This window comes from Microvirgula curvata (assembly GCF_054781615.1).
Map to the genome: position 1 here is coordinate 277581 of NZ_BAAGUB010000003.1, position 22997 is coordinate 300577.

Annotated in this window: 22 protein-coding genes and 1 pseudogene; 9 read left to right on the forward strand and 14 right to left on the reverse strand. The window is 64.5% G+C overall.

Annotated features, from left to right (window positions below):
• Positions 1 to 31 precede the first annotated feature (31 nt).
• On the reverse strand, positions 32 to 772 hold the full coding sequence (locus ACYVG8_RS01485; RefSeq protein ID WP_028497610.1) for a beta-ketoacyl-ACP reductase: 741 nt from the start codon (positions 770 to 772) through the stop codon (positions 32 to 34).
• Positions 773 to 1152: 380 nt separating this feature from the next.
• Complete coding sequence (locus ACYVG8_RS01490; protein ID WP_028497609.1) at positions 1153 to 2784, reverse strand: ABC-F family ATPase; 1632 nt, start codon at positions 2782 to 2784, stop codon at positions 1153 to 1155.
• Between the two features lie 198 nt (positions 2785 to 2982).
• On the opposite strand from ACYVG8_RS01490, the gene dapA reads away from it, so the two are divergent.
• Together dapA and bamC are read left to right on the forward strand one after the other, a co-directional pair.
• Positions 2983 to 3858 carry a 4-hydroxy-tetrahydrodipicolinate synthase gene (gene dapA / locus ACYVG8_RS01495; RefSeq protein WP_107889367.1) on the forward strand — a complete coding sequence of 292 codons (876 nt, stop codon included), beginning with the start codon at positions 2983 to 2985 and terminating at the stop codon, positions 3856 to 3858.
• A 20-nt stretch (positions 3859 to 3878) separates the two neighbouring features.
• A complete protein-coding gene (bamC, locus tag ACYVG8_RS01500; protein WP_028497607.1) occupies positions 3879 to 5042 on the forward strand; it encodes an outer membrane protein assembly factor BamC in 1164 nt (387 codons plus the stop codon).
• An 836-nt stretch (positions 5043 to 5878) separates the two neighbouring features.
• Here the strand turns inward: bamC and ACYVG8_RS01505 are convergent.
• On the reverse strand, positions 5879 to 7021 hold the full coding sequence (locus ACYVG8_RS01505; RefSeq protein ID WP_028497606.1) for a cupin domain-containing protein: 1143 nt from the start codon (positions 7019 to 7021) through the stop codon (positions 5879 to 5881).
• 100 nt (positions 7022 to 7121) lie between these two features.
• Between ACYVG8_RS01505 and ACYVG8_RS01510 the strand changes: the two genes are divergently transcribed.
• A complete protein-coding gene (locus tag ACYVG8_RS01510) occupies positions 7122 to 7607 on the forward strand; it encodes an FKBP-type peptidyl-prolyl cis-trans isomerase (RefSeq protein WP_028497605.1) in 486 nt (161 codons plus the stop codon).
• Positions 7608 to 7749: 142 nt separating this feature from the next.
• Here the strand turns inward: ACYVG8_RS01510 and prmC are convergent, their stop codons facing one another.
• The 5 genes and pseudogenes from prmC to ACYVG8_RS01535 form a co-directional block, all read right to left on the reverse strand.
• Complete coding sequence (gene prmC, locus ACYVG8_RS01515; RefSeq protein WP_107889366.1) at positions 7750 to 8559, reverse strand: peptide chain release factor N(5)-glutamine methyltransferase; 810 nt, start codon at positions 8557 to 8559, stop codon at positions 7750 to 7752.
• Positions 8559 to 9836: pseudogene (mgtE, locus tag ACYVG8_RS01520) on the reverse strand (magnesium transporter); the annotation flags it as partial. The gene prmC and the pseudogene mgtE, both read right to left, overlap by 1 nt.
• Positions 9837 to 10276: 440 nt before the next feature.
• Positions 10277 to 10960 carry a monofunctional biosynthetic peptidoglycan transglycosylase gene (gene mtgA, locus ACYVG8_RS01525; protein ID WP_028497602.1) on the reverse strand — a complete coding sequence of 228 codons (684 nt, stop codon included), beginning with the start codon at positions 10958 to 10960 and terminating at the stop codon, positions 10277 to 10279.
• Between the two features lie 272 nt (positions 10961 to 11232).
• On the reverse strand, positions 11233 to 12057 hold the full coding sequence (aroE, locus tag ACYVG8_RS01530) for a shikimate dehydrogenase (protein WP_028497601.1): 825 nt from the start codon (positions 12055 to 12057) through the stop codon (positions 11233 to 11235).
• Positions 12058 to 12105: 48 nt separating this feature from the next.
• Positions 12106 to 12555: a rhodanese-like domain-containing protein gene (locus tag ACYVG8_RS01535; protein ID WP_028497600.1), complete on the reverse strand. Its 450-nt coding sequence runs from the start codon at positions 12553 to 12555 to the stop codon at positions 12106 to 12108.
• 328 nt (positions 12556 to 12883) lie between these two features.
• On the opposite strand from ACYVG8_RS01535, the gene glnA reads away from it, so the two are divergent.
• The 4 genes from glnA (at position 12884) to ntrC (ending at position 17369) form a co-directional block, all read left to right on the forward strand.
• The gene (gene glnA / locus ACYVG8_RS01540) at positions 12884 to 14302 is read left to right on the forward strand and encodes a type I glutamate--ammonia ligase (protein WP_028497599.1); all 1419 of its coding nucleotides are present in this window, start codon (positions 12884 to 12886) and stop codon (positions 14300 to 14302) included.
• Between the two features lie 251 nt (positions 14303 to 14553).
• Positions 14554 to 14826, forward strand: coding sequence for a hypothetical protein (locus ACYVG8_RS01545; RefSeq protein ID WP_107889364.1), 273 nt, complete (start codon positions 14554 to 14556; stop codon positions 14824 to 14826).
• Between the two features lie 72 nt (positions 14827 to 14898).
• Positions 14899 to 15954, forward strand: coding sequence for a nitrogen regulation protein NR(II) (glnL, locus tag ACYVG8_RS01550; RefSeq protein ID WP_028497597.1), 1056 nt, complete (start codon positions 14899 to 14901; stop codon positions 15952 to 15954).
• Positions 15951 to 17369 (forward strand): nitrogen regulation protein NR(I), encoded by a 1419-nt coding sequence (ntrC, locus tag ACYVG8_RS01555; RefSeq protein ID WP_028497596.1) that lies wholly within the window; start codon positions 15951 to 15953, stop codon positions 17367 to 17369. The genes glnL and ntrC overlap by 4 nt, the downstream gene beginning before the upstream one ends.
• A gap of 41 nt (positions 17370 to 17410) precedes the next feature.
• On the opposite strand, the gene ylqF is transcribed toward ntrC, so the two are convergent.
• Together ylqF and ACYVG8_RS01565 are read right to left on the reverse strand one after the other, a co-directional pair.
• A complete protein-coding gene (gene ylqF / locus ACYVG8_RS01560; protein WP_331637518.1) occupies positions 17411 to 18361 on the reverse strand; it encodes a ribosome biogenesis GTPase YlqF in 951 nt (316 codons plus the stop codon).
• A 43-nt stretch (positions 18362 to 18404) separates the two neighbouring features.
• Positions 18405 to 18671, reverse strand: a complete 267-nt coding sequence (locus ACYVG8_RS01565) for a hypothetical protein (protein ID WP_028497594.1) — start codon at positions 18669 to 18671, stop codon at positions 18405 to 18407.
• Between the two features lie 40 nt (positions 18672 to 18711).
• Between ACYVG8_RS01565 and ACYVG8_RS01570 the strand changes: the two genes are divergently transcribed.
• Positions 18712 to 20112 (forward strand): cryptochrome/photolyase family protein, encoded by a 1401-nt coding sequence (locus tag ACYVG8_RS01570; protein ID WP_107889362.1) that lies wholly within the window; start codon positions 18712 to 18714, stop codon positions 20110 to 20112.
• A 62-nt stretch (positions 20113 to 20174) separates the two neighbouring features.
• On the opposite strand, the gene ACYVG8_RS01575 is transcribed toward ACYVG8_RS01570, so the two are convergent.
• From ACYVG8_RS01575 to ACYVG8_RS01590, 4 genes are all read right to left on the reverse strand, one after another.
• Positions 20175 to 20375 carry a CsbD family protein gene (locus tag ACYVG8_RS01575; protein WP_028497592.1) on the reverse strand — a complete coding sequence of 67 codons (201 nt, stop codon included), beginning with the start codon at positions 20373 to 20375 and terminating at the stop codon, positions 20175 to 20177.
• 45 nt (positions 20376 to 20420) lie between these two features.
• Complete coding sequence (locus ACYVG8_RS01580; protein ID WP_084299677.1) at positions 20421 to 20576, reverse strand: DUF1328 domain-containing protein; 156 nt, start codon at positions 20574 to 20576, stop codon at positions 20421 to 20423.
• A 79-nt stretch (positions 20577 to 20655) separates the two neighbouring features.
• Positions 20656 to 21261 (reverse strand): molecular chaperone OsmY, encoded by a 606-nt coding sequence (gene osmY, locus ACYVG8_RS01585; protein WP_084299675.1) that lies wholly within the window; start codon positions 21259 to 21261, stop codon positions 20656 to 20658.
• A 279-nt stretch (positions 21262 to 21540) separates the two neighbouring features.
• Positions 21541 to 22158 (reverse strand): glutathione S-transferase N-terminal domain-containing protein, encoded by a 618-nt coding sequence (locus ACYVG8_RS01590; protein ID WP_460744933.1) that lies wholly within the window; start codon positions 22156 to 22158, stop codon positions 21541 to 21543.
• Positions 22159 to 22328: 170 nt separating this feature from the next.
• Between ACYVG8_RS01590 and ACYVG8_RS01595 the strand changes: the two genes are divergently transcribed.
• Entirely contained in the window at positions 22329 to 22934 is a 606-nt protein-coding gene (locus tag ACYVG8_RS01595; protein WP_036384647.1) for a TetR/AcrR family transcriptional regulator, read from the forward strand.
• Positions 22935 to 22997: the final 63 nt, after the last annotated feature.

The window sequence follows — 22997 nt, forward strand, 5'->3', positions numbered from 1 at the left end:
CTGCAGGATGCTTTTTTCGTTCCGGCTGCGCTTACAGCGTCAGGCCGCCGGTCACTTCGATGGCGGCGCCGTTGATGTAGCTCGCTTCGTCGCTGGCCAGGAAGGCGTAGACGTTGGCGATTTCGGCCGGGTCGGCCATGCGCTTCATCGGCACCTTGTCTTCCATGGCCTGGATGACTTTTTCCGGCATCGACTTCAGGATCGGGGTGGCGACGAAGCCCGGGCACACGGCGTTGGCACGGATGCCCTTCTTGCCGAGTTCCTTGGCCCAGGTCTTGACGAAACCGATCACGCCGAACTTGGTCGCCGCGTAGTTGGTCTGGCCGAAGTTGCCGTAGACGCCGACCACCGAGCTGGCGTTCAGGATCACGCCGCTGCCCTGTTCGATCATGGTGTCGACCACGGCGCGGGCGCAGTTGTAGACGCCCTTCAGGTTGATGTCGATCACGCGGTCGAACTGCTCGTCGGTCATCTTGACCAGCTGGGCGTCGGCCACGATGCCGGCGTTGTTGACCAGCACGTCGATGCGGCCGAAGCGGGCCTTCAGGTCGCCGACCATGTCGTTGATCTGCGCGCGGTCGGTCACATTGACCACGTAGCCGGCAGCCTTGGCGCCAGTGGCTTCGAGTTCCTTGACGACCTTGTCGACCGCTTCCTGGCTCAGGTCACACACGGCAACGATCGCGCCTTCAGCGGCGAACTTCAGGGCCGTTGCGTGGCCGATGCCGCTGGCGGCGCCGGTGATGATGGAAACTTTCCCTTGCAGACGCATTGCAGTTCCTTTTCTGAATGGATTACGACCGGCCCAAAACGGCGAGTGCCACGCTCCATCCTCTCCCGTAACGACCGGAGCCCGTCGTGCACCATGCTGCGGCAGCACACACCGGCATTCCCCCGTCCGCGAGTATCGATTTTGACGTTATTCGGGCCCGGCGCGGTGCCTTATGTTGCACTGCACCGAACACGGCGGACTATAACCCAAGGGTTGTGGCCGGTCAAAACCCCCATGTCGTATTTAACGTAAACGTAAAGCGGGCCCCAAAGCCCCGAACAGCAAGAAACCCCGGCCACTGGCCGGGGTTTCTTGCTGTTTCGGACGGACGGGCTGCACGGCGAACACTGTCGTCGGCAGTACCGCCCGTCGGCTGGTACCTACACCAGGCCGCGGGACGCCAGATAGTCGTCGTAGCTGCCGGTGTAGTGGGTGTAGCCACCGGTGCCGTCGAGCTCGATGATCTGGGTCGCCAGCGAGCTGACGAACTGGCGGTCGTGCGAGACGAAGATCAGGGTGCCGGTGTACTTTTCCAGCGCCATGTTCAGCGATTCGATCGACTCCATGTCCATGTGGTTGGTCGGTTCGTCCATGATCATCACGTTCGGGCGCTGCAGGATCAGCTTGCCGTACAGCATGCGACCCTTCTCGCCGCCGGACAGCACGCGTACCGACTTGGTCACGTCGTCGCTGCCGAACAGCAGGCGGCCGAGGGTCGCGCGAACGGCCTGCTCGTCATCACCTTCCTGCGCCCATTCGCGCATCCACTCGGACAGGTTGTCGTCCGAATCGAAGTCCGACTCGTGATCCTGGGCGAAGTAGCCGACCTGGGCTTTTTCCGCCCACTTGATCCGGCCGGCATCGGCATGAATGCCGTCGCCGAAGGTCGGCTGGTACGCGCCGGCCAGCAGCTTGACCAGCGTGGACTTGCCGGCGCCGTTCGGACCGATGATGGCGATGCGCTGACCGGCTTCGAGAATCAGGTTCAGGTCGCGGAACAGCACCTTGTCGTCGTAGGCCTTGCACAGCCCGCTGACTTCCACTGCCTGGCGGTGCAGCTTCATCTTGTCGTCGAGCTCGAAGCGGATGAACGGGTTCTGCCGCGTCGACGGCTTGACCACCACCATGTCGCTCTTCAGCTTGTCGACCTGCTTCAGGCGACTGGTCGCCTGACGTGCCTTGGACTTGTTGGCCGAGAAGCGCGCCACGAACTCCTGCAGTTCCTGGATGCGTTCCTTCGCCTTCGCGTTCGACGACATCTGCCGTTCACGTGCCTGGGCCGCGGCGAGCATATAGTCGTCGTAGGTGCCCGGATACACGGTGATGGTGTTGTAGTCGAGGTCGGCCATGTGCGTGCACACCGCATTCAGGAAGTGGCGGTCGTGCGAAATGATGATCATGGTCGAGTTGCGCTGGTTCAGCACATCCTCGAGCCAGCGAATCGTATTGATGTCCAGGTTGTTGGTCGGTTCGTCGAGCAACAGGATGTCCGGATTCGAGAACAGCGCCTGTGCCAGCAGCACGCGCAGCTTCCAGCCCGGCGCCACTTCGCTCATCGGGCCGTTGTGCTGTTCCAGCGGAATGCCGACGCCCAGCAGCAGTTCGCCGGCACGCGCTTCGGCGGTATAGCCGTCGTACTCGGCGAACTTGGCTTCAAGCTCGGCCGCGCGCATGTAGTCGTCCTCGGTCGCCTCGAGATTCGCGTAGATGGCATCGCGCTCACTCATCGCCGCCCACATCTCGCCGTGCCCCATCAGGACGACGTCGATCACTCGCTGATTCTCGAAGGCGAACTGGTCCTGACGCAACTTGCCCAGGCGCAGACCGGGCTCGATCGACACATTGCCCGAGGTCGGTTCCAGATCACCGCCGAGGATTTTCATGAACGTCGATTTGCCCGAGCCGTTGGCGCCGATCAGGCCATAACGGTTGCCTTCGCCGAACCGGACCGACACGTTCTCGAATAACGGCTTTGCGCCGAACTGCATCGTAATGTTCGCGGTAGTAATCACGCGTGAAGATTCCTCGTCACCTAAAGGTTTGTCCGATAACCGGAAAACAGCGGATTCTATCACAGCAGTCCGTCACCGACCCATGCCGTCGCGCCGCAACAATTCATTACGATTGCATGCCGGGCGCATTCGCGCGCGGCGAAAGATTTGGGCTACAATCCTGCGCTCGTAAACCTTGAACACATGACAGGCAGTCCCATGCTTAGCGGAAGTCTGGTCGCGATCGTGACCCCCATGTTCGAGGACGGCAGCGTCGATTTTGCGTCGCTGGACCGTCTGGTCGATTTTCACATCGAGTCCGGCACCAGCAGCATCGTCGCCGTCGGCACGACCGGCGAGTCAGCGACGCTGACGGTCGACGAGCACCTGCAGGTGGTCGAGTCGGTCATCAAGCGCGCGGCGGGACGCATCCCGGTCATCGCCGGTGGCGGCGCCAACTCGACCCACGAAGCGATTGCGCTGACCCGCGAGGCCAAGCGCCTCGGCGCCAGCCATGTGCTGTCGGTGGTGCCGTATTACAACAAGCCGACCCAGGAAGGGCTGTACCAGCACTTCCGCGCGATTGCCGAAGCGGTCGACATCCCGGTCATTCTGTACAACGTGCCGGGCCGCACCGTCGCCGACCTCGGCAACGATACCGCGCTGCGCCTGGCCGAGATCGACAATATCGTCGGTCTGAAGGACGCCACCGCCGACCTCGAACGCTGCTGCGACCTGGTCAAGCGGGCGCCGAAGGATTTCGCGCTGTTCACCGGCGACGACGCCACTGCCATGGCCTTCATGCTCTGTGGCGGCCATGGCGTGATCTCGGTCACCGCCAACGTCGCCCCGAAGCAGATGGCCGATCTGTGCCGCGCGGCACTGGCCGGCGACGTGAAGGCGGCGCGCGCCATCAACAATCCGCTGCAGGATCTGCACAGGAACCTGTTCTGCGAAGCCAACCCGACCCCGGTCAAGTGGGCACTCGAACGCATGGGCCGCATCGCGGGCGGTATCCGCCTGCCGCTGGTCCCGCTGACCCCGGCCGGCCAGGCCAAAGTCGAAGCCGCGCTGGTCGCTGCCAACCTGATCTGAACCATTCTTACGGAGCACGGATGAAACGCCGTCACCTGATTCCCCTTCTGATTGCCACGGCAAGCATCGCCGCCTGCTCTTCGACCACCGAAGGCGGCAAGTCCAAGATCGACTACCAGAGCGATACCCCGGCGCCGAAACGCACGCTGGAAGTGCCGCCGGACCTGACCGCGCCTGACCTGACCAACAACTTCGCGCTGCCGTCCGGCGGCGTGACCGCCCGTGGTCTGGCCAGCCAGCAGCAATCGCAGCAGTCGCAGCAGTCCGCAATTGCTGCCGGCACCGCCCAGGTCGCCGCCTCGCCGAGCGCCAACCTGAAGATCGAGCGCGCCGGCACCCAGCGCTGGCTGGTCGTCAGCGGCAAGAGCGCCGAGCAGCTGTGGCCGCAAGTGCGCGAGTTCTGGCAGGACAACGGCTTCGTGCTGAAGCGCGACGAGCCGCAGGTCGGCATCATGGAAACCGACTGGGCGGAAAACCGCGCCAAGATCCCGCAGGACGGGCTGCGCAACCTGCTGTCGAAAGTCGGCCTCGACGGCCTGTACTCGACGCCGGAACGCGACCGCTTCCGCACCCGCTTCGAGCGCCACGGCAGCGATGTCGAGATCTACATCAGCCATCGCGGCATGGTGGAGAGCTTTACCGAAGGCAAGAACGACACCAAGTGGCAATCGCGCCCGGATGATCCCGAGCTCGAAGCCGAATTCCTCAGCCGCCTGATGGTCACCCTCGGCGCCGACGAGAAGAAGGCCAAGGATGCCGTCGAACAGGCCGCCCAGCCGAAGTCGCAGCAGGCCGCCGGCTCTCGCGCGCGTGTCGATGGCGACAGTGTTGTCGTCGACGACGGCTTCGACCGCGCCTGGCGCCGTACCGGCCTGGCGCTGGACCGCACCGGCCTGATCGTGACCGACCGCGACCGCACGGCGGGGACCTACTTTGTTCGTCCGGCCAAGAGCGATGCCGACAGCAAGGGCGACGACGACAGCGGTTTCTGGTCCAGCCTCGCCTTCTGGCGCGACAAACCGGACACCCGCAGCAAGGTCAGCCAGGAGTTCAGCTACCGCGTCGTGGTCAAGCAGGTCAGTGACAACGAAAGCCGCGTCAGCCTGCTCGACCCGAACGGTCAGCCGGTCGATGGCAAGGTGCGCGACGCCGCACTGCAGAAACTGGCCACCCAGTTGCGCTGAGCAGAAACGACAGAAACCCCGGGATGCCCTCCCGGGGTTTTTTCATGCCTGCCGTTGCGCAAGCACACATGCAAATACGCCCGGGCACAGGCCGTGGGCGTATCTGCATGGATCTCCCGCCAGTGGCGGGCAACAAAAAAGCCGACCTAGGTCGGCTTTTTCGCTGGAGAAGTAAAGATTACTTCTTTTCTTCGGCCGGAGCGGCAGCCGGAGCAGCAGCGTCAGCAGCCGGAGCGGCGGCAGCGTCAGCAGCCGGGGCAGCAGCGTCAGCAGCCGGAGCGGCAGCGTCAGCAGCCGGGGCAGCCGGCGCAGCAGCGTCAGCAGCCGGAGCTTGTTGTTCAGCAGCCGGAGCAGCAGCGTCAGCAGCCGGAGCTTCTTCTTTTTTACCGCAAGCGGTCAGGGCAACGGCCAGCAGGGCAGCAACGAGGAGCGACTGTTTCATTTGTATACCTATTTGGGAAGTAGCGTTGGACAAAGACAGCAGCCAACCCGAGGTGTGTGTTGCATTACGGTTAGCTGTTGGGGCGGATTGTAGCATGTTTTGATGTTCGGAAAAGGCGGCAGAATGTTCGATCTGCGACCATCTGCGTTCATCTTACAAAGCGTTACAAAGCAAACCGGTACTGAAACGCCAAATAGCGGTTTTGTCGGCATTTGTGGCCGACAAGTATGTCAATCAGGTTTATCTATAAGATTCGGATAACAATGCTGCCGAAAACACTCACCCTTGGTAACAAAGCGACGCATTGAACGCCGCCGCGAGGGGCGCCGGGCTCCCGGCGAACTGTTGTATTCAAGCATCAACCGTTCACCGGGCCCGACTTTTACCAGCTGTTTCAGTCTGCAGCCGGGCGACTTTCACCCAGTTGCCAGTAACCGGCCTCGTATCCCTCGTACAGCGCGTCGAGCATGCCGTCGGACACGGCCGCCCCCGCCAGATGACGGGCGTTGCCGAACTGCTGCCAGCGTGCGGCATCCTCTGCCCCGGTCTCCAGCCGCTCACCGTTGGCGTACACCGCGTCGTCGGTGAACAGGATCTGGCTCTTCAGGTCCAGCCTGATGCCCTGCTCCACCACCGCATCGGCAAATGCGTCGAAATCCAGCGCCGCGTCCGGGCCCTCGTAGAACACGTGCGGTTTTGGCTCACTCAGGTAACGACCGAGAAAATCAGCCACCGTGTCGCGATCCCAGTGAATGCGTTCCAGCATCGCGGCGACCTGTTCGACCATGTCGTCGCCGATGCGGGCCGGTGCGTCGACCGGACGCAGTCCCGGATCGGCATACATGCCGTCCAGACAGATCGAGTCCTGCAGATGCACCAGGAACTGGGTTGCCATTTCCTGCACCGTCGGTGCACGGAAGCCGACCGAATAGGTCATGCCGGCATCGAGGGCGACGCCGTAGTGCGACAGCTTCGGCGGCAGGTACAGCATGTCGCCGTGCGCCAGCTCCCAGGTATCAAGCGCCGTGAACGAGTCCAGTACCTTGATCGGCGCGCCTTCCTGCAGCCGCTGGTTGTCCGGGCTGCCGATCTGCCAGCGCTTGCGGCCGCCGACCTGCAGCAGGAACACATCATAGGAATCGAAATGCGGCCCGACCGTCCCGCCGGGTGGCGCATAGCTGATCATCAGGTCGTCAATGCGCGCATACGGCAGGAAATCGAACTGCCACAGCAGGTCGGCAATATGCGGCAGGTGGTGGTTGACGTTCTGTACCAGCAGGGTCCAGTCGCTTTCCGGCAGGCGGGCGAGCCGGGACGGCCGCAACGGGCCGGACTCGACGAACCAGCGCCCCGCGCGCGACTCGATCAGCCGTGACTCGACGTCATCACGCTGCGCCAGCGCCGACAGCACCGCCAGATCGGCATGCGGACCGACGTCGGGAAAGGCGCCCCGCACCAGCAGGGGTTTTTTCTGCCAGTATTCGGACAGGAACTGCTCGGCGGTCAATCCGCCCAGAAAAGAGATCGGCGTTTTCATTTTCATATGGCGCCCGGCTCGGCGGGCCCTCCGGATTACATTACAATGCCGGGCAGCACGGCGTTGGCCGTGAGCCCGAAACTCTTTCAGGAAAACCCTCATGCAAATCGCCAAGAATACCGTCGTGTCGCTCAACTATGAGATGTACGACGCCGACAACAACCTGATCGACAAGACCGAAGAGCCGATCAGCTATCTTCATGGCGGCTACGATGGCATCTTCCCGCTGGTGGAAGAAGCCCTGCATGGCAAGTCCGCTGGCGACAACATCGACGTCAAGCTGGACCCGGACAATGCGTTCGGCGAACCGGACGAATCGCTGGTCCGCGTCGAAGACCTCAGCGTGTTCCCTGACGACGTGGAAATCGACGTCGGCACCATGTTTGAAGCTGACGATCCGGAAACCGGCGACGTCGTCGTGTTCCGCGTGACCGACATCTCCGAAGGCAAGGTCGTCGTTGACGGCAACCACCCGCTGGCCGGTCACACCATCCGCTTCGTCGCCACGGTGGCCGAAGTCCGCCCGGCAAGCCAGGAAGAGCTCGACCATGGTCACGTGCACGGTGCAGGCGGCCATCACCACTGATCGGCCCCCGCATTCGGGAGAGTGAAGCGTAACGGCGGGTCTGCTGCCGCGCCGCTTCCTTCTCCCTGCACCAGCTCACGCCGCCCTTTCGGGCGGCGTTATGCATTATCGCAGCAGTGACGACACTGGCATACGCATCAGATCAAGCCCGCTGGCCGACCGTGACCCGGTCCAGCCCGGCCAGGTCGTGCAGCGTGACGACCCGCTCCAGCCCGGCCGCCGCAAACAGCGTGCGGCAGGCCTCTCCCTGGTCGTAGCCGTGCTCGATCGCCAGCCAGCCTTCCGGCCGCAAGCGCGATGCCGCGCCGGCGACAATGAGGCGGATCGCCTGCAGGCCGTCGGCAAAGTCGGTCAGCGCGCCCGGCGGTTCAAAACGCAGATCCCCCTGTTCCAGATGCGGATCGCCACTGGCGACATAGGGCGGATTCGAGGCGATCAGATCGAACGTCTCGCCGGCTTCCAGCGCGGCAAACCAGTCGGACAGCAGAAAGCGGCAGCGTGCGCCAAGGTCGCGGGCATTGCCGCTGGCGATCGCCAGCGCCGCCGGCGACACATCGAGCGCCGTCATGTCGGTATCGGGCCGTTCCAGCGCAATGCTGACGGCAATGGCACCGCTGCCGGTGCCCATGTCCAGACAGCGCGCCTGTGGTGGCAGATGCGCGAGGGCAAACTCGACCAGCACTTCGGTTTCCGGCCGCGGAATCAGCACGCCGGGCGCCACATGGAAATCCCGGCCAAAGAACTCGCGCACCCCGACCAGATAGGCGATCGGTTCGCCGGCCAGCCGGCGGGCGACCAGCGCATCGAAGCGGGCGGCATCGGCCTCCGGCACTTCCAGCTCGGGCCAGGTCGACTGACGGGTACGGCCGATGCGCGCCGCCTGCTCGAGCAGCATGCGCGCTTCCAGCCTCGGCAGACCGCTGCCGGCCAGCAATTCGGCGACGGTCCGCATCACATCAGGAACACGGTGGCGAGACCGAGGAAGATGAAGAAGCCGCCGGAATCGGTACAGGCAGTGATCAGCACGCTGGAACCCAGCGCCGGATCACGTCCCAGTTTCTGCATCAGCGTCGGGATCATCACCCCCATGGTCGCTGCCAGCACCAGGTTCAGCGTCATCGCCGTGGTCATCACCACCCCCAGTTGCCAGCTGCCGTACAGCGCCCAGGCCAGTACGCCGAGCGCACTGCCCCAGACCAGGCCATTGATGACGCTGACGCCGATTTCCTTGCGCCACAACCGCCATGCCTGGTTCAGCTGCATCTGGCCCATGGCCAGTGCGCGCACGATCATGGTGATGGTCTGATTGCCGGAGTTGCCGCCGATCCCGGCCACGATCGGCATCAGTGCCGCCAGCGCGACCAGGTTCTGGATCGAATGCTCGAAGGCGCCGATCACCCGGCTGGCGACAAAGGCCGTGCACAGATTGACCGCCAGCCACGCCCAGCGGTTCTTCACCGAGGCCAGCACGCCGGCGAACAGGTCTTCCTCTTCCTTCAGGCCGGCCATGCTGAGCACTTCGCTCTCGCTCTCCTCACGGATGTAGTCGACCATGTCGGCCACCGTGAGCCGGCCGACCAGCCGGTAATTGCTGTCGACCACTGGTGCGGACACCAGGTCATAGCGCTCGAACGCCTGGGCCGCATCCCCGACGTCGTCGTCAGGCAGGAAGGTGACCACATCGCGCGCCATGACCGACGACACTTCGGATTCGGGATCGGAAATCAGCAGTTTGTTCAGTGGCAGTACGCCGACCAGGGTTTCCTCGTCGTCGACGACGAAGATCTTGTCGGCGTGGTCGGGCAGTTCCTCGAAGCGGCGCAGATAGCGCAGCACGACTTCCAGTGTCACATCGGCGCGGATCTTGACCAGCTCGAAATCCATCACGCCGCCGACCTGGTCCTCGCGGTACGACATCGCGCTTTGCAGCTGCTCGCGTTCCTTCAGGTCCAGGCCGCCCATGACCTCGTACACCACCTGGCTCGGCAGGTCGGGCGCCAGGTCGGCGAGTTCGTCGGCATCAAGCTGTTCGGCGGCGGCGACCAGCTCTTCGCGGTCCATCGACTCGATCAGCGTCTCGCGCACCGCGTCGGACACTTCGAGCAGGATGTCGCCATCGCGGTCGGCCTTGACCAGATCCCACACCCGCAGCCGCTCGTCCAGCGGCAGCGATTCAAGAATGTAGGCGACGTCGGCGGGGTGGAGCTGGTCGAGCTTTTTGCTCAACTCGGCGCTGTGCTGCTTGTGGACCAGATTCTCGACCAGCTGCTGGCGAGGCATGTCCTGCTTGTGGACGAGATCCTCGACCAGCTGCATGCGGTTCAGCAGGTTCTGCACCTGCGTCAGGCTGGCCTGGAGGTTGTCCTGGTTTCTTGTGGTATCGACGGTCATGCAAGTCGTCTCCCGTACCCGCACGGAAGATCGGCGCCGGCGAATACGTCAGTCGTTATGTTTGTAGGGAGAAGGCGGCGGGTAACTGGGTAAGTCCATGGTTGGAGCCGGGGAAAGGTGCGCCCGGCAGAGTACACAGAGGGCGCGAATTGTAACGCCGGCGCAATAAACCACGCCAGACTGCTGACGAAAATTGCTGCGCCGCACGCCATCGCGTCGATCGCGATCCGGCGTGCGCCACGCGCGCCGGACACCGGCGCAATGATGCGGCGCAAACATTACGGGATGTCGGCGTAGGCCATTCGCCGCTGCAGGATGGCAGCCTTGCGCCGGAGCCGGGAATCATTGCGGTGATCATCGTAATAGCGCGGATTCGGCACCATGGCCGCCAGTCTGGCTGCCTGCGACGCCGACAGCCGCGACGCGCCGGTCTTGTAGTAATGCCGGGCCGCCGCTTCGGCGCCGAACACGCCATTGCCCCACTCGATCACGTTCAGATAGATCTCGAAGATGCGCCGCTTGTCCATCACCGCTTCCAGCATCACGGTGATGATGGCCTCCTCGGCCTTGCGCCACGGCGTGCGTTTGGACGACAGGAACAGGTTCTTCGCCAGTTGCTGGCTGATGGTCGAGCCGCCGGCGACGATGCGGCCCTTCTGCATGTTCTTCTCCCAGGCGGTCTGCATCCCCTCCCAGTCGAACCCCTCGTGGGCAAGGAACTTGGCGTCCTCGCTGGCGACCAGCGCCCGCTTCAGGTTGCTGGAAATGCGGTCGTACGACACCCAGCGATAGCGGATCTCGATATCGGGATTGGTTTCGGCCAGCACGGCCTGCTGTTCGGTCATGAAGGCGGTCGTGGACGGGTTGTTCCACTTCCAGTACAGGATGTGCCCGAACAGCCACAGTTGATACAGCAGGAACACCGCGGCCAGCAGACCGACCAGCTTGAAAAGCAACTTCACGAAAAGCTCCGCAAAAAAGAAAACAGCCGGAAGAACCGGCCCAGACTGCCCACAAACCCCGTCCATTGAAGAACGGACGAGCGAAGCGAGGTTTCCCCGCAGCGGCGGGGACGGAAGAGGCAGGAGTCAATCAGACAGACTGCCGTACTCACGGCAGATCCTGTCAGTCGGGCGTGCACCGACGCCACGGTGACCGTCGGTGCCCACCTTTATCAGCAGTCTGAGCCGGAAGAACCGGCCGTGGGTCGGGCATGTAACGGCGCAGCCGTCAGTCATGCCAGCAAATCGCGAAGGCTGTTCATCACCGGACGTGTCTCCGGCTGCACGCCATGCCAGATCCGGTACGACTCGGCCGCCTGTTCGACCAGCATGCCCAGTCCGTCGGACAGCATGCCGGCCCGTTCGGCCTGCGCCCGCGCCAGGAACGGCGTCAGGCCCTTGCCGTACACCATGTCGTAGACCAGCTCGCTGTCGGTCAGCACCCCGTCCGGCAGCGGCGGCAGCGCGCCGCTGAGGCCGGCCGACGTGCCGTTGATGACGATGTCGAAGTGGCGTCCGGCCAGTTGCTCGTACGCACAGACCTCGATCCGGCCCCAGCCGGCGAAGTCGGCCGCAACCTGCTGCGCCTTGTCCAGCGTGCGGTTGACCAGGGTGACGCTGGCCGGCTTCTGCTCCAGCAGCGGCAGCAGCACGCCGCGCACGGCGCCGCCGGCGCCCAGCACCAGCACATTCTTGCCGGCGATGGCGACATCGAGGTTGACGGTGATGTCACGGGTCAGGCCGATACCGTCGGTATTGTCGCCATGGACCTCGCCATCGCGGAAAGTCAGCGTATTGACGGCCCCGGCCGCACGGGCACGCTCGGTCAGGTGCTGCCGCGCCAGCTCATGCGCTTCGAGCTTGAACGGCAGGGTCACGTTCAGTCCGTGGCCGCCGCCGGCGACAAAATCGCGCACGCTGGCGGCAAAGCCGTCCAGCGGCGCCAGCAGGCGTTCATAGGCCAGCGGCACTCCCTGCAGGCGGGCGAACTCGAGGTGGATGTACGGCGACTGGCTGTGCGCAATCGGGTTGCCGATAACGGCGTAGCGTTGGGTCATGATGGTCACTATCGCAAAGGGAAATTCGGAATTCGGTCGCGGGGCGGCTCAGCCCTGCCGCCATGGCAGGCCGCTGACACGCCAGCCGCCAAGGCGGTTGCGCTGGCCCTGCCCGTCGAGCGGGCCCTCGAAGCCGTCGAGGATGTTGTAGGCCTGGTAGCCCAGCCCGGCCGCCAGCGTGGCGGCGGCCACCGAGCGGACCCCGCTGCGGCACAGGAACAGGACCGGCAGGTCTTTCGCCACCGCCGCTTCGAGCTGGCCGGCAAAGGCCGGATTGGGCTGCATGCCGGGCCAGGTCCTGAATTCGATGCCGGTCGCGGACGGCGGCATGCCGACAAAGCTCCACTCGGCAGCGCTGCGCACGTCGACCAGGCGCGCGGCGCCCAGTTCGACCAGTCGCCAGGCCTCCGCCGGGGTCACCTCACCGGCATAGGCGCTGCCCGCTTCGCGTCCGCGTGTCGCGGCCCGGGCCAGAATTGTGTCAATTGTGTCGTCCATCGCGAAGCCAGCAAGCCGGGTGTCATGTTCGGGCGATTATAGTAGCAGCGAATGCACGGACAATGACAAGGCTTGTCCGGCAGTCGCCGGACGGTCCAAACCGGTGCATGCCCGTCAGCAATGCACCGGTTTTGTGCCACCGCACGGCAAATTGCACGCTTATGGTGCATCATGCCATTGAGCGAGCCGGACGGGACGGCGTCCAGTCCCCGGGAATGCCGCGACAGCGGGCATGGCACAGTTTCTGCTATGTCTTCTGCCAGCTATCCGGTGCGCCCGGACCTCAACTTGAACGACTCGTAACACCTGAACACTTTGGGAGATTTGTATGGCGGCTGCCGACGTTAAGAAACTGATCGAGGATAACGACGTAAAGTTCGTTGACCTGCGCTTTACCGACACCAAGGGCAAGGAACAGCACGTCACCATCCCGGCGCACGTCCTGACCGAAGATGCCGAAGCCTGGTTCGAGCACGGCCATGCGTTCGATGGCTCGTCCATCGCCGGCTGGAAGGGTATCCAGGCCTCCGACATGCTGCTGATCGCCGACCCGGCGACGGCCTTCATCGACCCGTTCTACGACGAACCGACGGTGTTCATGACCTGCGACGTGGTCGATCCGGCCGACGGCAAGGGCTACGACCGCTGCCCGCGTTCGATCGCCAAGCGCGCTGAAGCCTACCTGAAGGCCAGCGGCATCGGCGATGTCGCCTTCTTCGGTCCGGAACCGGAATTCTTCGTGTTCGACAGCATCACCTGGCACGCCGACATGTCCGGCTGCCACGTGAAGATCAACTCGGAAGAAGCCGCCTGGTCGTCCGCCGATCCGCTCGACGGCGCCAACACCGGCCACCGTCCGCGCGTCAAGGGCGGCTACTTCCCGGTCCCGCCGGTCGACAGCTTCCAGGACATGCGCTCGCAAATGTGCCTGGTGCTGGAAGAACTCGGCGTGCCGGTCGAAGTGCACCACCACGAAGTGGCGACCGCCGGCCAGTGTGAAATCGGCACCCGCTTCAGCACGCTGACCCAGCGCGCCGACTGGACCCAGATCACCAAGTACGTGGTGCAGAACGTCGCCCACAGCTTCGGCAAGACCGCCACCTTCATGCCGAAGCCGATCTGCGGCGACAACGGCTCGGGCATGCACGTTCACCAGTCGATCTGGAAAGACGGCGTGAACCTGTTCGCCGGTGACGGCTATGCCGGCCTGTCCGACTTCGCGCTGTACTACATCGGCGGCATCATCAAGCACGCCAAGGCGCTGAACGCGATCACCAACCCGGGCACCAACTCGTACAAGCGCCTCGTGCCGCATTACGAAGCCCCGGTGAAGCTCGCCTACTCGGCCCGCAACCGTTCGGCCTCGATCCGCATTCCGCACGTGGCCAGCCCGAAGGCCCGCCGCATCGAAGCGCGCTTCCCGGACCCTTCGGCCAACCCGTACCTGTGCTTCGCCGCGCTGATGATGGCCGGCCTGGACGGCGTGCAGAACAAGATCCACCCGGGCGAACCGGCCAGCAAGAACCTGTACGACCTGCCGCCGGAAGAAGACAAGCTGATCCCGACCGTCTGCGCGTCGCTGGACGAAGCGCTGGGCGAGCTCGACAAGGACCGCGACTTCCTGACCCGTGGCGGCGTGTTCAGCAACGAGTGGATCGATGCCTTCATCGAACTCAAGATGCAGGAAGTCAACCGCATCCGCATGACGCCGCACCCGGTCGAGTTCGACGAGTACTACAGCCTGTAAGGGCCTGGCCGGGCGGGCACCGGAACACCGGGAGCCCGCCCGGCTGATACGGGGGACTGTCACACGACAGTCCCCCGGTTTTTTTGCACGGCCGGGCACCGACGTTCACCGTGGCGCGGTGCACGCCGGCTGACAGGATCTGCCCCGCTTCCGTCCCCGCCGCCGCGGGGAAACCCCGCTTCGCCCGTCCGTTAGACGTGGTCACTTTTTTCAGCCTTTTCCGACCCGGTCGATGGCGTATCATCGGCAGCATGACTCTGCGCCCCGCCCTTCCGCTGCTGGCTGCGCTGCTGGCGCTGCCGGTAACCGCCGCGCCCGTGCCGGTGGACGGCACGACACCATACCCGACGCCGCCCGACATCCGGCTCTCGCGCCCGGTGCCGACCGCGCCGTATGCGCCGCCGTCCCGCTTCGGCACCATCGCACCGATCCCGCCAGCGAGTGATCGCCAGCCGGCACCGGTACGCGATATCGACATGGACATCCGGCCCGCGCCGCGCCGTCTGCCCGACCGTCCGCGCTGAGCCCGGCACGGGTGCCGGCCACATGGCAGGCATTTTGCTTTATCGTCGTTATTCATTCCCTTTTGGCTGCCGATGCCCGATTCCGTTTTCGCCGGTCTTGCCCTGCTCGACACGGCGGTCCTCGCCGTCAACCGCGAGGGCGCCATCCTCCACGCCAACCCGGCAGCCGAAAACCTGCTGGCACTGGGCAGTCGCGAACTGGTCCGCCACACCCTGTCGAGCCTGTTCGTCAATGCCCAGCCGCTGATGCGCGGCCTGGCCACCGCCGTCGACAACGATGTCAGTTTCACCGAACACGATCTGACACTGGACACCACCAACCAGCTGCACCTGCACCTGTACTGCTCGCTGACGCCGATCGACGCCAACGGCGCGGCGGCGCTGCTGGAGCTGCGGCCGATCGACCAGCAGATCCGCATCGCCAACGAGGAACGCCTGCTGATCCAGCAGCAGGCGAACCGCGAGCTGATCCGCAATCTCGCCCACGAGATCAAGAACCCGCTTGGCGGCATCCGGGGTGCCGCGCAGTTGCTGGCACTGGAACTCGATGACCGCCCGGACCTGACCGAGTACCTCGATGTCATCCGCAACGAGGCGTTGCGCCTGCAATCGCTGGTCGACCGCCTGCTGGCGCCGAACCGGCGCCATGTGCAGGACGACGTCAATATCCACGAAGTGCTGGAACGGGTGCGCAGCCTGCTGCTGGCCGAGTATCCGGACGGACTGCACGTTCTCCGCGACTACGATATCAGCCTGCCGATGCTGACCGCCGACAAGGAGCAGTTGATCCAGATCGTCCTCAATATCGTCAAGAACGCGGCACAGGCCATGGCCGGCCACGGCACCATCCGCCTGAAAACCCGCATCGCCCGCCAGGTCACGCTGGCACGCCGCCGCTACGCGCTGGCACTGGAATTGCAGATCATCGATGACGGCCCCGGCATCCCGCCCGACCTGCACGACCATGTGTTCTACCCGCTGGTGACCGGCAGGGCCGAGGGAACCGGACTGGGCCTGACGCTGGCACAGACCTTCGTGCATCAGCACCAAGGAACCATCGAGTTCGAATCCCGGCCAGGACGCACCTGCTTTACCGTGCTCCTGCCGTTCCTGGAGAAAAGCGCATGACCACTGCACCGGTCTGGATTATCGACGACGACAAGTCCATCCGCTGGGTTCTGGAAAAAGCACTGGCCCGCGCCGGCATCGCCTTCCAGAGTTTCAGCAATGCCGACGATGCCCTGAACGCCATGTACGACGACACGCCGAAGGTGATAGTCAGCGATATCCGCATGCCGGGCACGGACGGACTGAAATTCCTGGGCAAGATCAAGGCTGACCATCCGCAACTGCCGGTCATCGTCATGACCGCGCACTCGGATCTCGACAGCGCCGTTTCGGCCTTTCAGGGCGGCGCATTCGAGTACCTGCCCAAGCCGTTCGACATCGATCAGGCCGTCCAGCTGGTCGAACGCGCACTCGGCGAGGTCGCCAGCATCGACCGCCCGGCGGACACGCTGGAACCGCTGCCGGTGCTGCTTGGCCAGGCGCCGGCAATGCAGGACGTGTTTCGCGCCATCGGCCGGCTCAGCCAGTCCAGCGTCACCGTGCTGATCACCGGCGAATCCGGCTCCGGCAAGGAACTGGTCGCGCAGGCGCTGCACCGCCACTCGGCGCGTGCCGCCAAGCCGTTCATCGCCATCAACACCGCCGCCATCCCGCGCGATCTGCTGGAGAGCGAGCTGTTCGGCCACGAGCGTGGTGCCTTCACCGGCGCCACCGCGCAACGGCGCGGCCGCTTCGAGGAGGCCGAGGGCGGTACGCTGTTCCTGGATGAAATCGGCGACATGCCGACCGAGCTGCAGACCCGCCTGCTGCGGGTGCTGTCGGACGGGCAGTTCTATCGCGTCGGCGGCCATATGCCGATCAAGGCCAATGTGCGGGTCATCGCCGCCACCCACCAGAACCTGGAATCCCGCGTGCGCGACGGCCAGTTCCGCGAGGACCTGTTCCATCGCCTGAACGTGATCCGCCTGCGTCTGCCGCCGCTGCGCGAGCGCCACGAGGACATCCCGCTGCTGACCCGGCATTTCCTGGCCCGCAGCGCGTCCAGCCTTGGCGTCGACGCCAAGCGGCTGTCGGAAGCCGCCATGGCCCAGCTGGCCGACTATGCCTTCCCAGGCAATGTCCGCCAGCTGGAGAACCTGTGCCAGTGGCTGACAGTGATGGCACCGGGCCAGACCGTCGAGCCGGCCGACCTGCCGCCGGAGCTGAAGGAAAGCGGCGGGGACGCGGTCGCAGGCCACCATCCGGCGACAGCCGGCGACTGGGCCGGCAGCCTGGCCGCCGTCGCCGCCGAGCAGTTACGCCGTGGCGAGACCGGCATCATCGACGCGCTGACCCGCGAGTTCGAGGGCACGCTGATCCGCACCGCACTGGCGCACACCGGCGGGCGCCGGGTCGAGGCGGCGTCCCTGCTCGGGCTCGGCCGCAACACGCTGACACGCAAGGTGCAGGAGCTGGGGATAGACAGCGACGAATAAAAGAAGGGGACCTCGCGGTCCCCTTCTTTGTGCCCTGCATGCTACTCGGCGCTGTCCTTGCGGCCTTCGCGCCGCGCCTTGCGCTCGGCGCGGTCGGCCTCGTCAGCCAGCCGCTCGGCTTCGAGCCGGGCTTCGATTTCCCGGGCCATGACCTCCCACTGCGCCGGTGTTTCCAGCGTCAGCCGGCCGATACGGCCGTCGCGGAAGTCGTTCAGCACCACTTCGGCCGCCTTCTGCTCGTCCAGCACGCCACCGGCACGCATGGCGCCACGGCGACGGCCGATTTCCTCGAACAGTGCTACATCGCTGTCCGGCAGCGCGCTCAGGTTGTAGCGCGCCATCAGTTCGGCCGGGTAGACCGGCATCAGCATCGCCAGCAGTTCGAGCGCCACCTCGGCCTCGTCCATCGCATTGCGGCCGACAGCGCCGCTGGCGGCCAGCGCATAGCCGGAACGCTCATGCTCGATCTTCGGCCACAGCATGCCCGGGGTATCGAACAGCACGACTTCGTCGGTCAGCTGGATGCGCTGCTGCGCCTTGGTGATGGCGGGCTCGTTGCCGGTCTTGGCGATCTTCTTGCCCATCAGGCTGTTGATCAGCGTCGATTTGCCGACGTTGGGAATACCGCACACGATCAGCCGCAATGGCCGGTCCGCACCGATCACCCGACCGGGCACCAGTGCGCGCGCCGCGTCGATAATCTTCTTTTTCGGATTGCTCTCGCCATTGTCGAGCGCAATCGCGCCGGTCCCCGGCTGCGAGGCGAACCAGGCCAGCCAGTCCCGGGTGGTGGCCGGATCGGCCAGATCCTGCTTGTTGAGGATCTTGAGCTTCGGCCGCCGGGTCTCGAGCAGACGGGAAATCATCGGGTTGGACGACGACATCGGCAGACGCGCATCGCACATCTCGATCACCACGTCGACTTCGGCGAGCTTGTCGGCAAACTCGCGCTTGGCCTTGTGCATGTGACCGGGGAACCATTGGATGGCCATGGGGAGAATCCTTCTGTGGTCGTCCTGGAGCGGCCGACCGGCTTTAACGGCAAAACGGCGCGCATTGTACCCGTGCGGCAGCCTGCCGGATATGGCGGTCGCAGGCAAACCCTTGGCGAAACGGGCTTTTGTGCCGTACTTGACCCCGGTCAATGACGTGCTGCTTAGCCATGGCCGGCACGAACGGGCGGTCGTACATTGTTCCCATGCTGTGCCGCGCATCGGCCAGCAGGGTGTTCTTCACGCAAGCTTGAATCAAAGCCTTGGGCGTCACTGCGGTGGCGCCTTTTTTATTGTCGTCGGCCGCCATCCCGTACACTCGACACCTTGCCGTTTTTCTCCGGTACGCGATGACACGCTTTGATATCTCGATCTGCTGGTTCCGCCGCGACCTGCGGCTGTCCGACCATGCCGCGCTGTACCAGGCCCTGAAGCACAGCCGGAGCGTGGTGTGCGTCTTCGTATTCGACCGCGCCATTCTCGAACCACTGCCAAGGGCCGACCGCCGGGTGGATTTCATCCACCGCTCGCTGGCCGAACTCAAGCAGGCGCTGCGCGAGCACGGCAGCGATCTGCTGGTCCGCCATGCCGATGCCTGCGAGGCGATTCCCGAACTGGCTCGCACGCTGGGTGCCGACGCCGTGTTTGCCAACCGCGACGATGACCCGGCCGCCATCGCCCGTGACGATGCCGTGGCTGCCGCCCTGGCCGCAGACGGGCGCACGCTGCTCACCAGCAAGGACGTGACGCTGTTCGAGCGTGACGAGGTCCTGACCGCATCCGGGACGCCCTACAGCGTCTATACGCCGTACCGGAACGCATGGCGGAAAAAGCTCGATCCGTTCTTCCTGCAGGCCTATCCGGTGGAACGCTACCTGACAGCACTGGCGCCGCTGCCGCCGCAACCGTTCCCGTCCCTGCCCGAACTCGGCTTTGCGCCGGCCGACCCCGGCGTGCCGACCGGGATGTCCGGCGCGCAGGCCCTGTTTGCGGCCTTTCAGCCACGCATCGCCCATTACCGCACCCTGCGCGACTACCCGGCCGACAATGGCGTGTCGGCGCTGTCGGTCCACCTGCGCTTCGGCACGATCTCTATCCGGCAACTGGCGCAGTTCGCCTGGGCCGACGGTTCGGACGGCGCGATGTGCTGGCTCGACGAACTGATCTGGCGCGACTTCTACCACCAGATCCTCTGGCACCATCCCCGGGTCGGTCAAGGGCGGTCGTTCAAGCCGGAGTACGAGGGCCTGGCCTTCCCCGGCGACCCGCAGCATTTCGACGCCTGGTGCGAGGGACGGACCGGCTATCCGCTGGTCGACGCCGCGATGCGTCAGCTGAACCGGACCGGCTGGATGCACAACCGGCTGCGCATGGTCAGTGCCAGCTTTCTGGTCAAGGACCTGTTGATCGACTGGCGCCATGGCGAAGCGTATTTCGCCGAAAAGCTGCTGGATTTCGATCTGGCCGCCAACAATGGCGGCTGGCAGTGGGCCGCCTCGACCGGCTGCGATGCCCAGCCATACTTCCGCATTTTCAACCCGGTCACCCAGTCGGAGAAATTCGACCCGCGCGGCGATTTCATCCGCCGCTTCGTCCCGGAACTGGCCGCGCTGGACCACAAGGCCATCCACGCGCCGTGGCAGGCCAGGCAGTTGCCGCCCGGCTTCCGGCTGTCGCATGACTATCCGGCGCCGATCGTCGACCATGCCGTGCAGCGGCAGCGTGCGCTGGCGCTGTACGGCAAGGACTGACGGCAGACAGCAGCAAGCCCGCAGACCTTTCCGTCTGCGGGCTTGCCGTGGGTGAACGCCGGTTACTTGTGGCGGTCGAGGAAGGCGCGGATTTCGGTTTCCGCCTGCTCCTTCGTTCGGCCGTAGCGCTCGCGGATCAGGCCGTTGAGCTGCTCGACCTTGCCATTGATGCGGGTCAGGTCATCATCGGTCAGCTCGCCCCAGGCGGCCTTGACCTTGCCCTTCAGTTGTTCCCACTTGCCTTCAAACGTATCACTGTTCATGGTCTTTCTCCTTGCAGGTTGGACTTCGTGCCCCGGAGCGGCCGGTCAGCCGCGACGGGAAAACAGGCTGAGCACGAAGAGGATGAGGCCAACGACAAAAACGATTTTGGCCGCGTAGGCTGCCGTACCGGCCAGGCCGCCGAATCCAAGCGCGGCCGCAACCAGTGCGACAATCAGGAAAATGACACCCCAACGAAACATGTCTGTCTCCTTCGGTGCTGACGCGCCGGAACGGGCCGCGACATGGGTGGGGGGAGTGGGAGTGTGCGCCGGGCGGGAATTACTTCACCCGCAGGTCGTTCTTGACCGAGGTGACGCCCTGGATGCCGCCGGCGACTTCCGCCGCGCGGAGCACCTGGGCCTTGTTCCTGACCACGCCGCTGAGCTGGACCCGGCCATTGCTGGTACTTACGCTGATCGGAAATGACTTCACATCGGCATCGGCCAGCAGCGCCGCCTTCACCTGGCTGGTGATGGCCGTATCGCTGAGATAGCCCCTGGCGCCCTTGTCACCGCCGTCCTTCAGCCTCAGGTCACTTCTGACCTCCTTGACGCCGGGCACGTTCGCCGCCAGTTGCGCGGCCAGCGACGACTGCTGCATATCGTTGACGAAGCCTGACAGCAGCACGACGCCCTGCTGGGTCTCCACGCCGATATCGAGGCTTTTGATCTGCTCGTCGGCCAGCAACGCAGCCTTGACCCTGGCCGTCACCGCGCTGTCGTCGATATAGGCATCCGCCTGCTTTGCACCACTCTCGATCTTGCTGCCGGCCTTGTCGATACTCTGGCCGAGGGTGTCCGCCATCGCCGCGCCACTGAATACCAGCGAGGAAGCGAGGAGCCACGGGGTCGCATGCTGGAACATCCGGTTTCGGGTCGTATTCATGGGGGTGCATCCTTTCCGTTGTTGTTCGGTTTCGGTGTGCTTGTTGCGTACCCCCAGACTAGGGCAGCCATGCCGGCGGCCCAACAGTGAAAGGTTTAACAAATGTAACAATAACCAGTACATCATGACACATTTGGTTAAGCGGCTGTTTTTTAATCGAAAATACTGAAAAACTTATTCACACCCAGCATACCCCTCTTTGCAGGCGCACGACGTTTCCGACATGAAAAAACCGGAAGTAGCCACTTCCGGTTGCATGATGAAAAGGCAGCGTCGTGACTAGCCCAGCAGTCCTTCCGCCGTCATCGCCGCCTGCACGGCCGGTCGCTTGAACACCCGCGCGCGCAGCGCCTTGATGCGCGGCCAGCGATCGAGCGAATGATGCAGGAAGCCCAGCCAGCCCAGGCAGGTGAACAGATAGGCATCGGCCACGCTGTAGCTGCCGTTCAGGTAGTCCCGCCCCGCCAGGCGCGTTTCGACATCGTCGAGTCGCAGGCTGAGCCGGGCCCAGGCACGCTGCATCATCCCGGCCGAGTTCTGGCCGTCCACATCCCACAGCGGCCCCGTGCCCTTGTGGATTTCAGTGGCGATAAAGTTCAGCCATTCCGCCAGCTGTGCCCGTTCCAGCGTGCCGGCACGCGGTACCAGTCCCTTGCCGGGCACCAGGTCAGCCACGTACTGCATGATCGCTGCCGCCTCGGTCAGCACCGTACCGCACGGCAGGGCCAGCGCCGGCACATAGTTGCGCGGATTGATGGTGCGGAAGTCGCGACCATCGGCGGTCAGGCGCGGTGACGCACGCAGGTTGATGCGTTCGAGGTCGTACGGCAGGCCGGCTTCTTCCAGCACGATATGCACCGCCATCGAGCACGCGCCCGGGGTGTAGTACAGCTTCATTCCTGTTCCTCTCGTCATGAATCACGATGCCGGCCAGCAGGTCGTCGCGGCTCGCCGGCCGCTACAGTATGGCGCGGCGATGGCGGGCTGACAAAGGCCGCCGGCCCGCGGAAGCCTTGCGTTCGTCGCCGGGGCTTGCATTAGACCGACCGGTCTAATACCATGTCCCCATGATGACTGAAGCCTCACCGTCGCACGATACCCGCGAACACATTCTTGCCGTCGCCGAGCCGATGATCCTCGGTCGCGGCTTCACCGCGGTCGGCCTGACCGAGCTGCTGACGGCAGCCGGCGTGCCCAAGGGATCGTTCTACCATTACTTCCGTTCCAAGGAGCACTTCGGTGAAGCGCTGCTGGAACGCTACTTCGCCGGCTACGCCAGCCGGATGGAAACGCTTTTCGCCGACGGCGTGCCCGGCCCGATGCGCGACCGGCTGCTGGCCTATTTTGCGTCCTGGCTGCACGGCGCCTGCGATATTGAAAATCACGGCAGTTGCCTGGCGGTCAAGCTGTCGGGCGAGGTCTGCGATCTGTCCGAGCCAATGCGCGAAGCGCTCGCGCACGGCATGAACCAGGTGGTCGGCAAGCTGTCTGCCGCCATCGCGGCGGCCGTTGCCGACGGCTCGACCACGGCCGGCGACGATTGCGATGCACTGGCCGAAGCCCTGTACTCGATGTGGCTGGGTGCCGCGCTGCGAACCAAGGTGCTGCGCGACCCGGCTCCACTGCAACGGGCGCTGGACGAAACCCGGCGGCGCCTGCCGCAACCGGACTGATCCCTGTTCCGGCCGGTGTGACCACGACACCGGCCTTTCATTTCCCCACCAACTAGACGACCA

Excerpts from the sequence above, each read along its gene's own strand:
- ACYVG8_RS01535 (WP_028497600.1), bottom strand. The coding sequence starts at position 12,555 with ATGGACGACACAATTGACACAATTCTGGCCCGGGCCGCGACACGCGGA.
- ACYVG8_RS01595 (WP_036384647.1), top strand. The coding sequence starts at position 22,329 with ATGATGACTGAAGCCTCACCGTCGCACGATACCCGCGAACACATTCTT.
- ACYVG8_RS01575 (WP_028497592.1), bottom strand. The coding sequence starts at position 20,375 with ATGAACAGTGATACGTTTGAAGGCAAGTGGGAACAACTGAAGGGCAAG.
- bamC (WP_028497607.1), top strand. The coding sequence starts at position 3,879 with ATGAAACGCCGTCACCTGATTCCCCTTCTGATTGCCACGGCAAGCATC.
- glnL (WP_028497597.1), top strand. The coding sequence starts at position 14,899 with ATGCCCGATTCCGTTTTCGCCGGTCTTGCCCTGCTCGACACGGCGGTC.
- ACYVG8_RS01565 (WP_028497594.1), bottom strand. The coding sequence starts at position 18,671 with ATGGCGGCCGACGACAATAAAAAAGGCGCCACCGCAGTGACGCCCAAG.
- glnA (WP_028497599.1), top strand. The coding sequence starts at position 12,884 with ATGGCGGCTGCCGACGTTAAGAAACTGATCGAGGATAACGACGTAAAG.
- osmY (WP_084299675.1), bottom strand. The coding sequence starts at position 21,261 with ATGAATACGACCCGAAACCGGATGTTCCAGCATGCGACCCCGTGGCTC.
- ACYVG8_RS01485 (WP_028497610.1), bottom strand. The coding sequence starts at position 772 with ATGCGTCTGCAAGGGAAAGTTTCCATCATCACCGGCGCCGCCAGCGGC.
- ntrC (WP_028497596.1), top strand. The coding sequence starts at position 15,951 with ATGACCACTGCACCGGTCTGGATTATCGACGACGACAAGTCCATCCGC.
- aroE (WP_028497601.1), bottom strand. The coding sequence starts at position 12,057 with ATGACCCAACGCTACGCCGTTATCGGCAACCCGATTGCGCACAGCCAG.
- dapA (WP_107889367.1), top strand. The coding sequence starts at position 2,983 with ATGCTTAGCGGAAGTCTGGTCGCGATCGTGACCCCCATGTTCGAGGAC.
- ACYVG8_RS01510 (WP_028497605.1), top strand. The coding sequence starts at position 7,122 with ATGCAAATCGCCAAGAATACCGTCGTGTCGCTCAACTATGAGATGTAC.
- ylqF (WP_331637518.1), bottom strand. The coding sequence starts at position 18,361 with ATGGCCATCCAATGGTTCCCCGGTCACATGCACAAGGCCAAGCGCGAG.
- ACYVG8_RS01545 (WP_107889364.1), top strand. The coding sequence starts at position 14,554 with ATGACTCTGCGCCCCGCCCTTCCGCTGCTGGCTGCGCTGCTGGCGCTG.
- ACYVG8_RS01570 (WP_107889362.1), top strand. The coding sequence starts at position 18,712 with ATGACACGCTTTGATATCTCGATCTGCTGGTTCCGCCGCGACCTGCGG.
- prmC (WP_107889366.1), bottom strand. The coding sequence starts at position 8,559 with ATGCGGACCGTCGCCGAATTGCTGGCCGGCAGCGGTCTGCCGAGGCTG.
- ACYVG8_RS01590 (WP_460744933.1), bottom strand. The coding sequence starts at position 22,158 with ATGAAGCTGTACTACACCCCGGGCGCGTGCTCGATGGCGGTGCATATC.
- ACYVG8_RS01580 (WP_084299677.1), bottom strand. The coding sequence starts at position 20,576 with ATGTTTCGTTGGGGTGTCATTTTCCTGATTGTCGCACTGGTTGCGGCC.
- ACYVG8_RS01505 (WP_028497606.1), bottom strand. The coding sequence starts at position 7,021 with ATGAAAACGCCGATCTCTTTTCTGGGCGGATTGACCGCCGAGCAGTTC.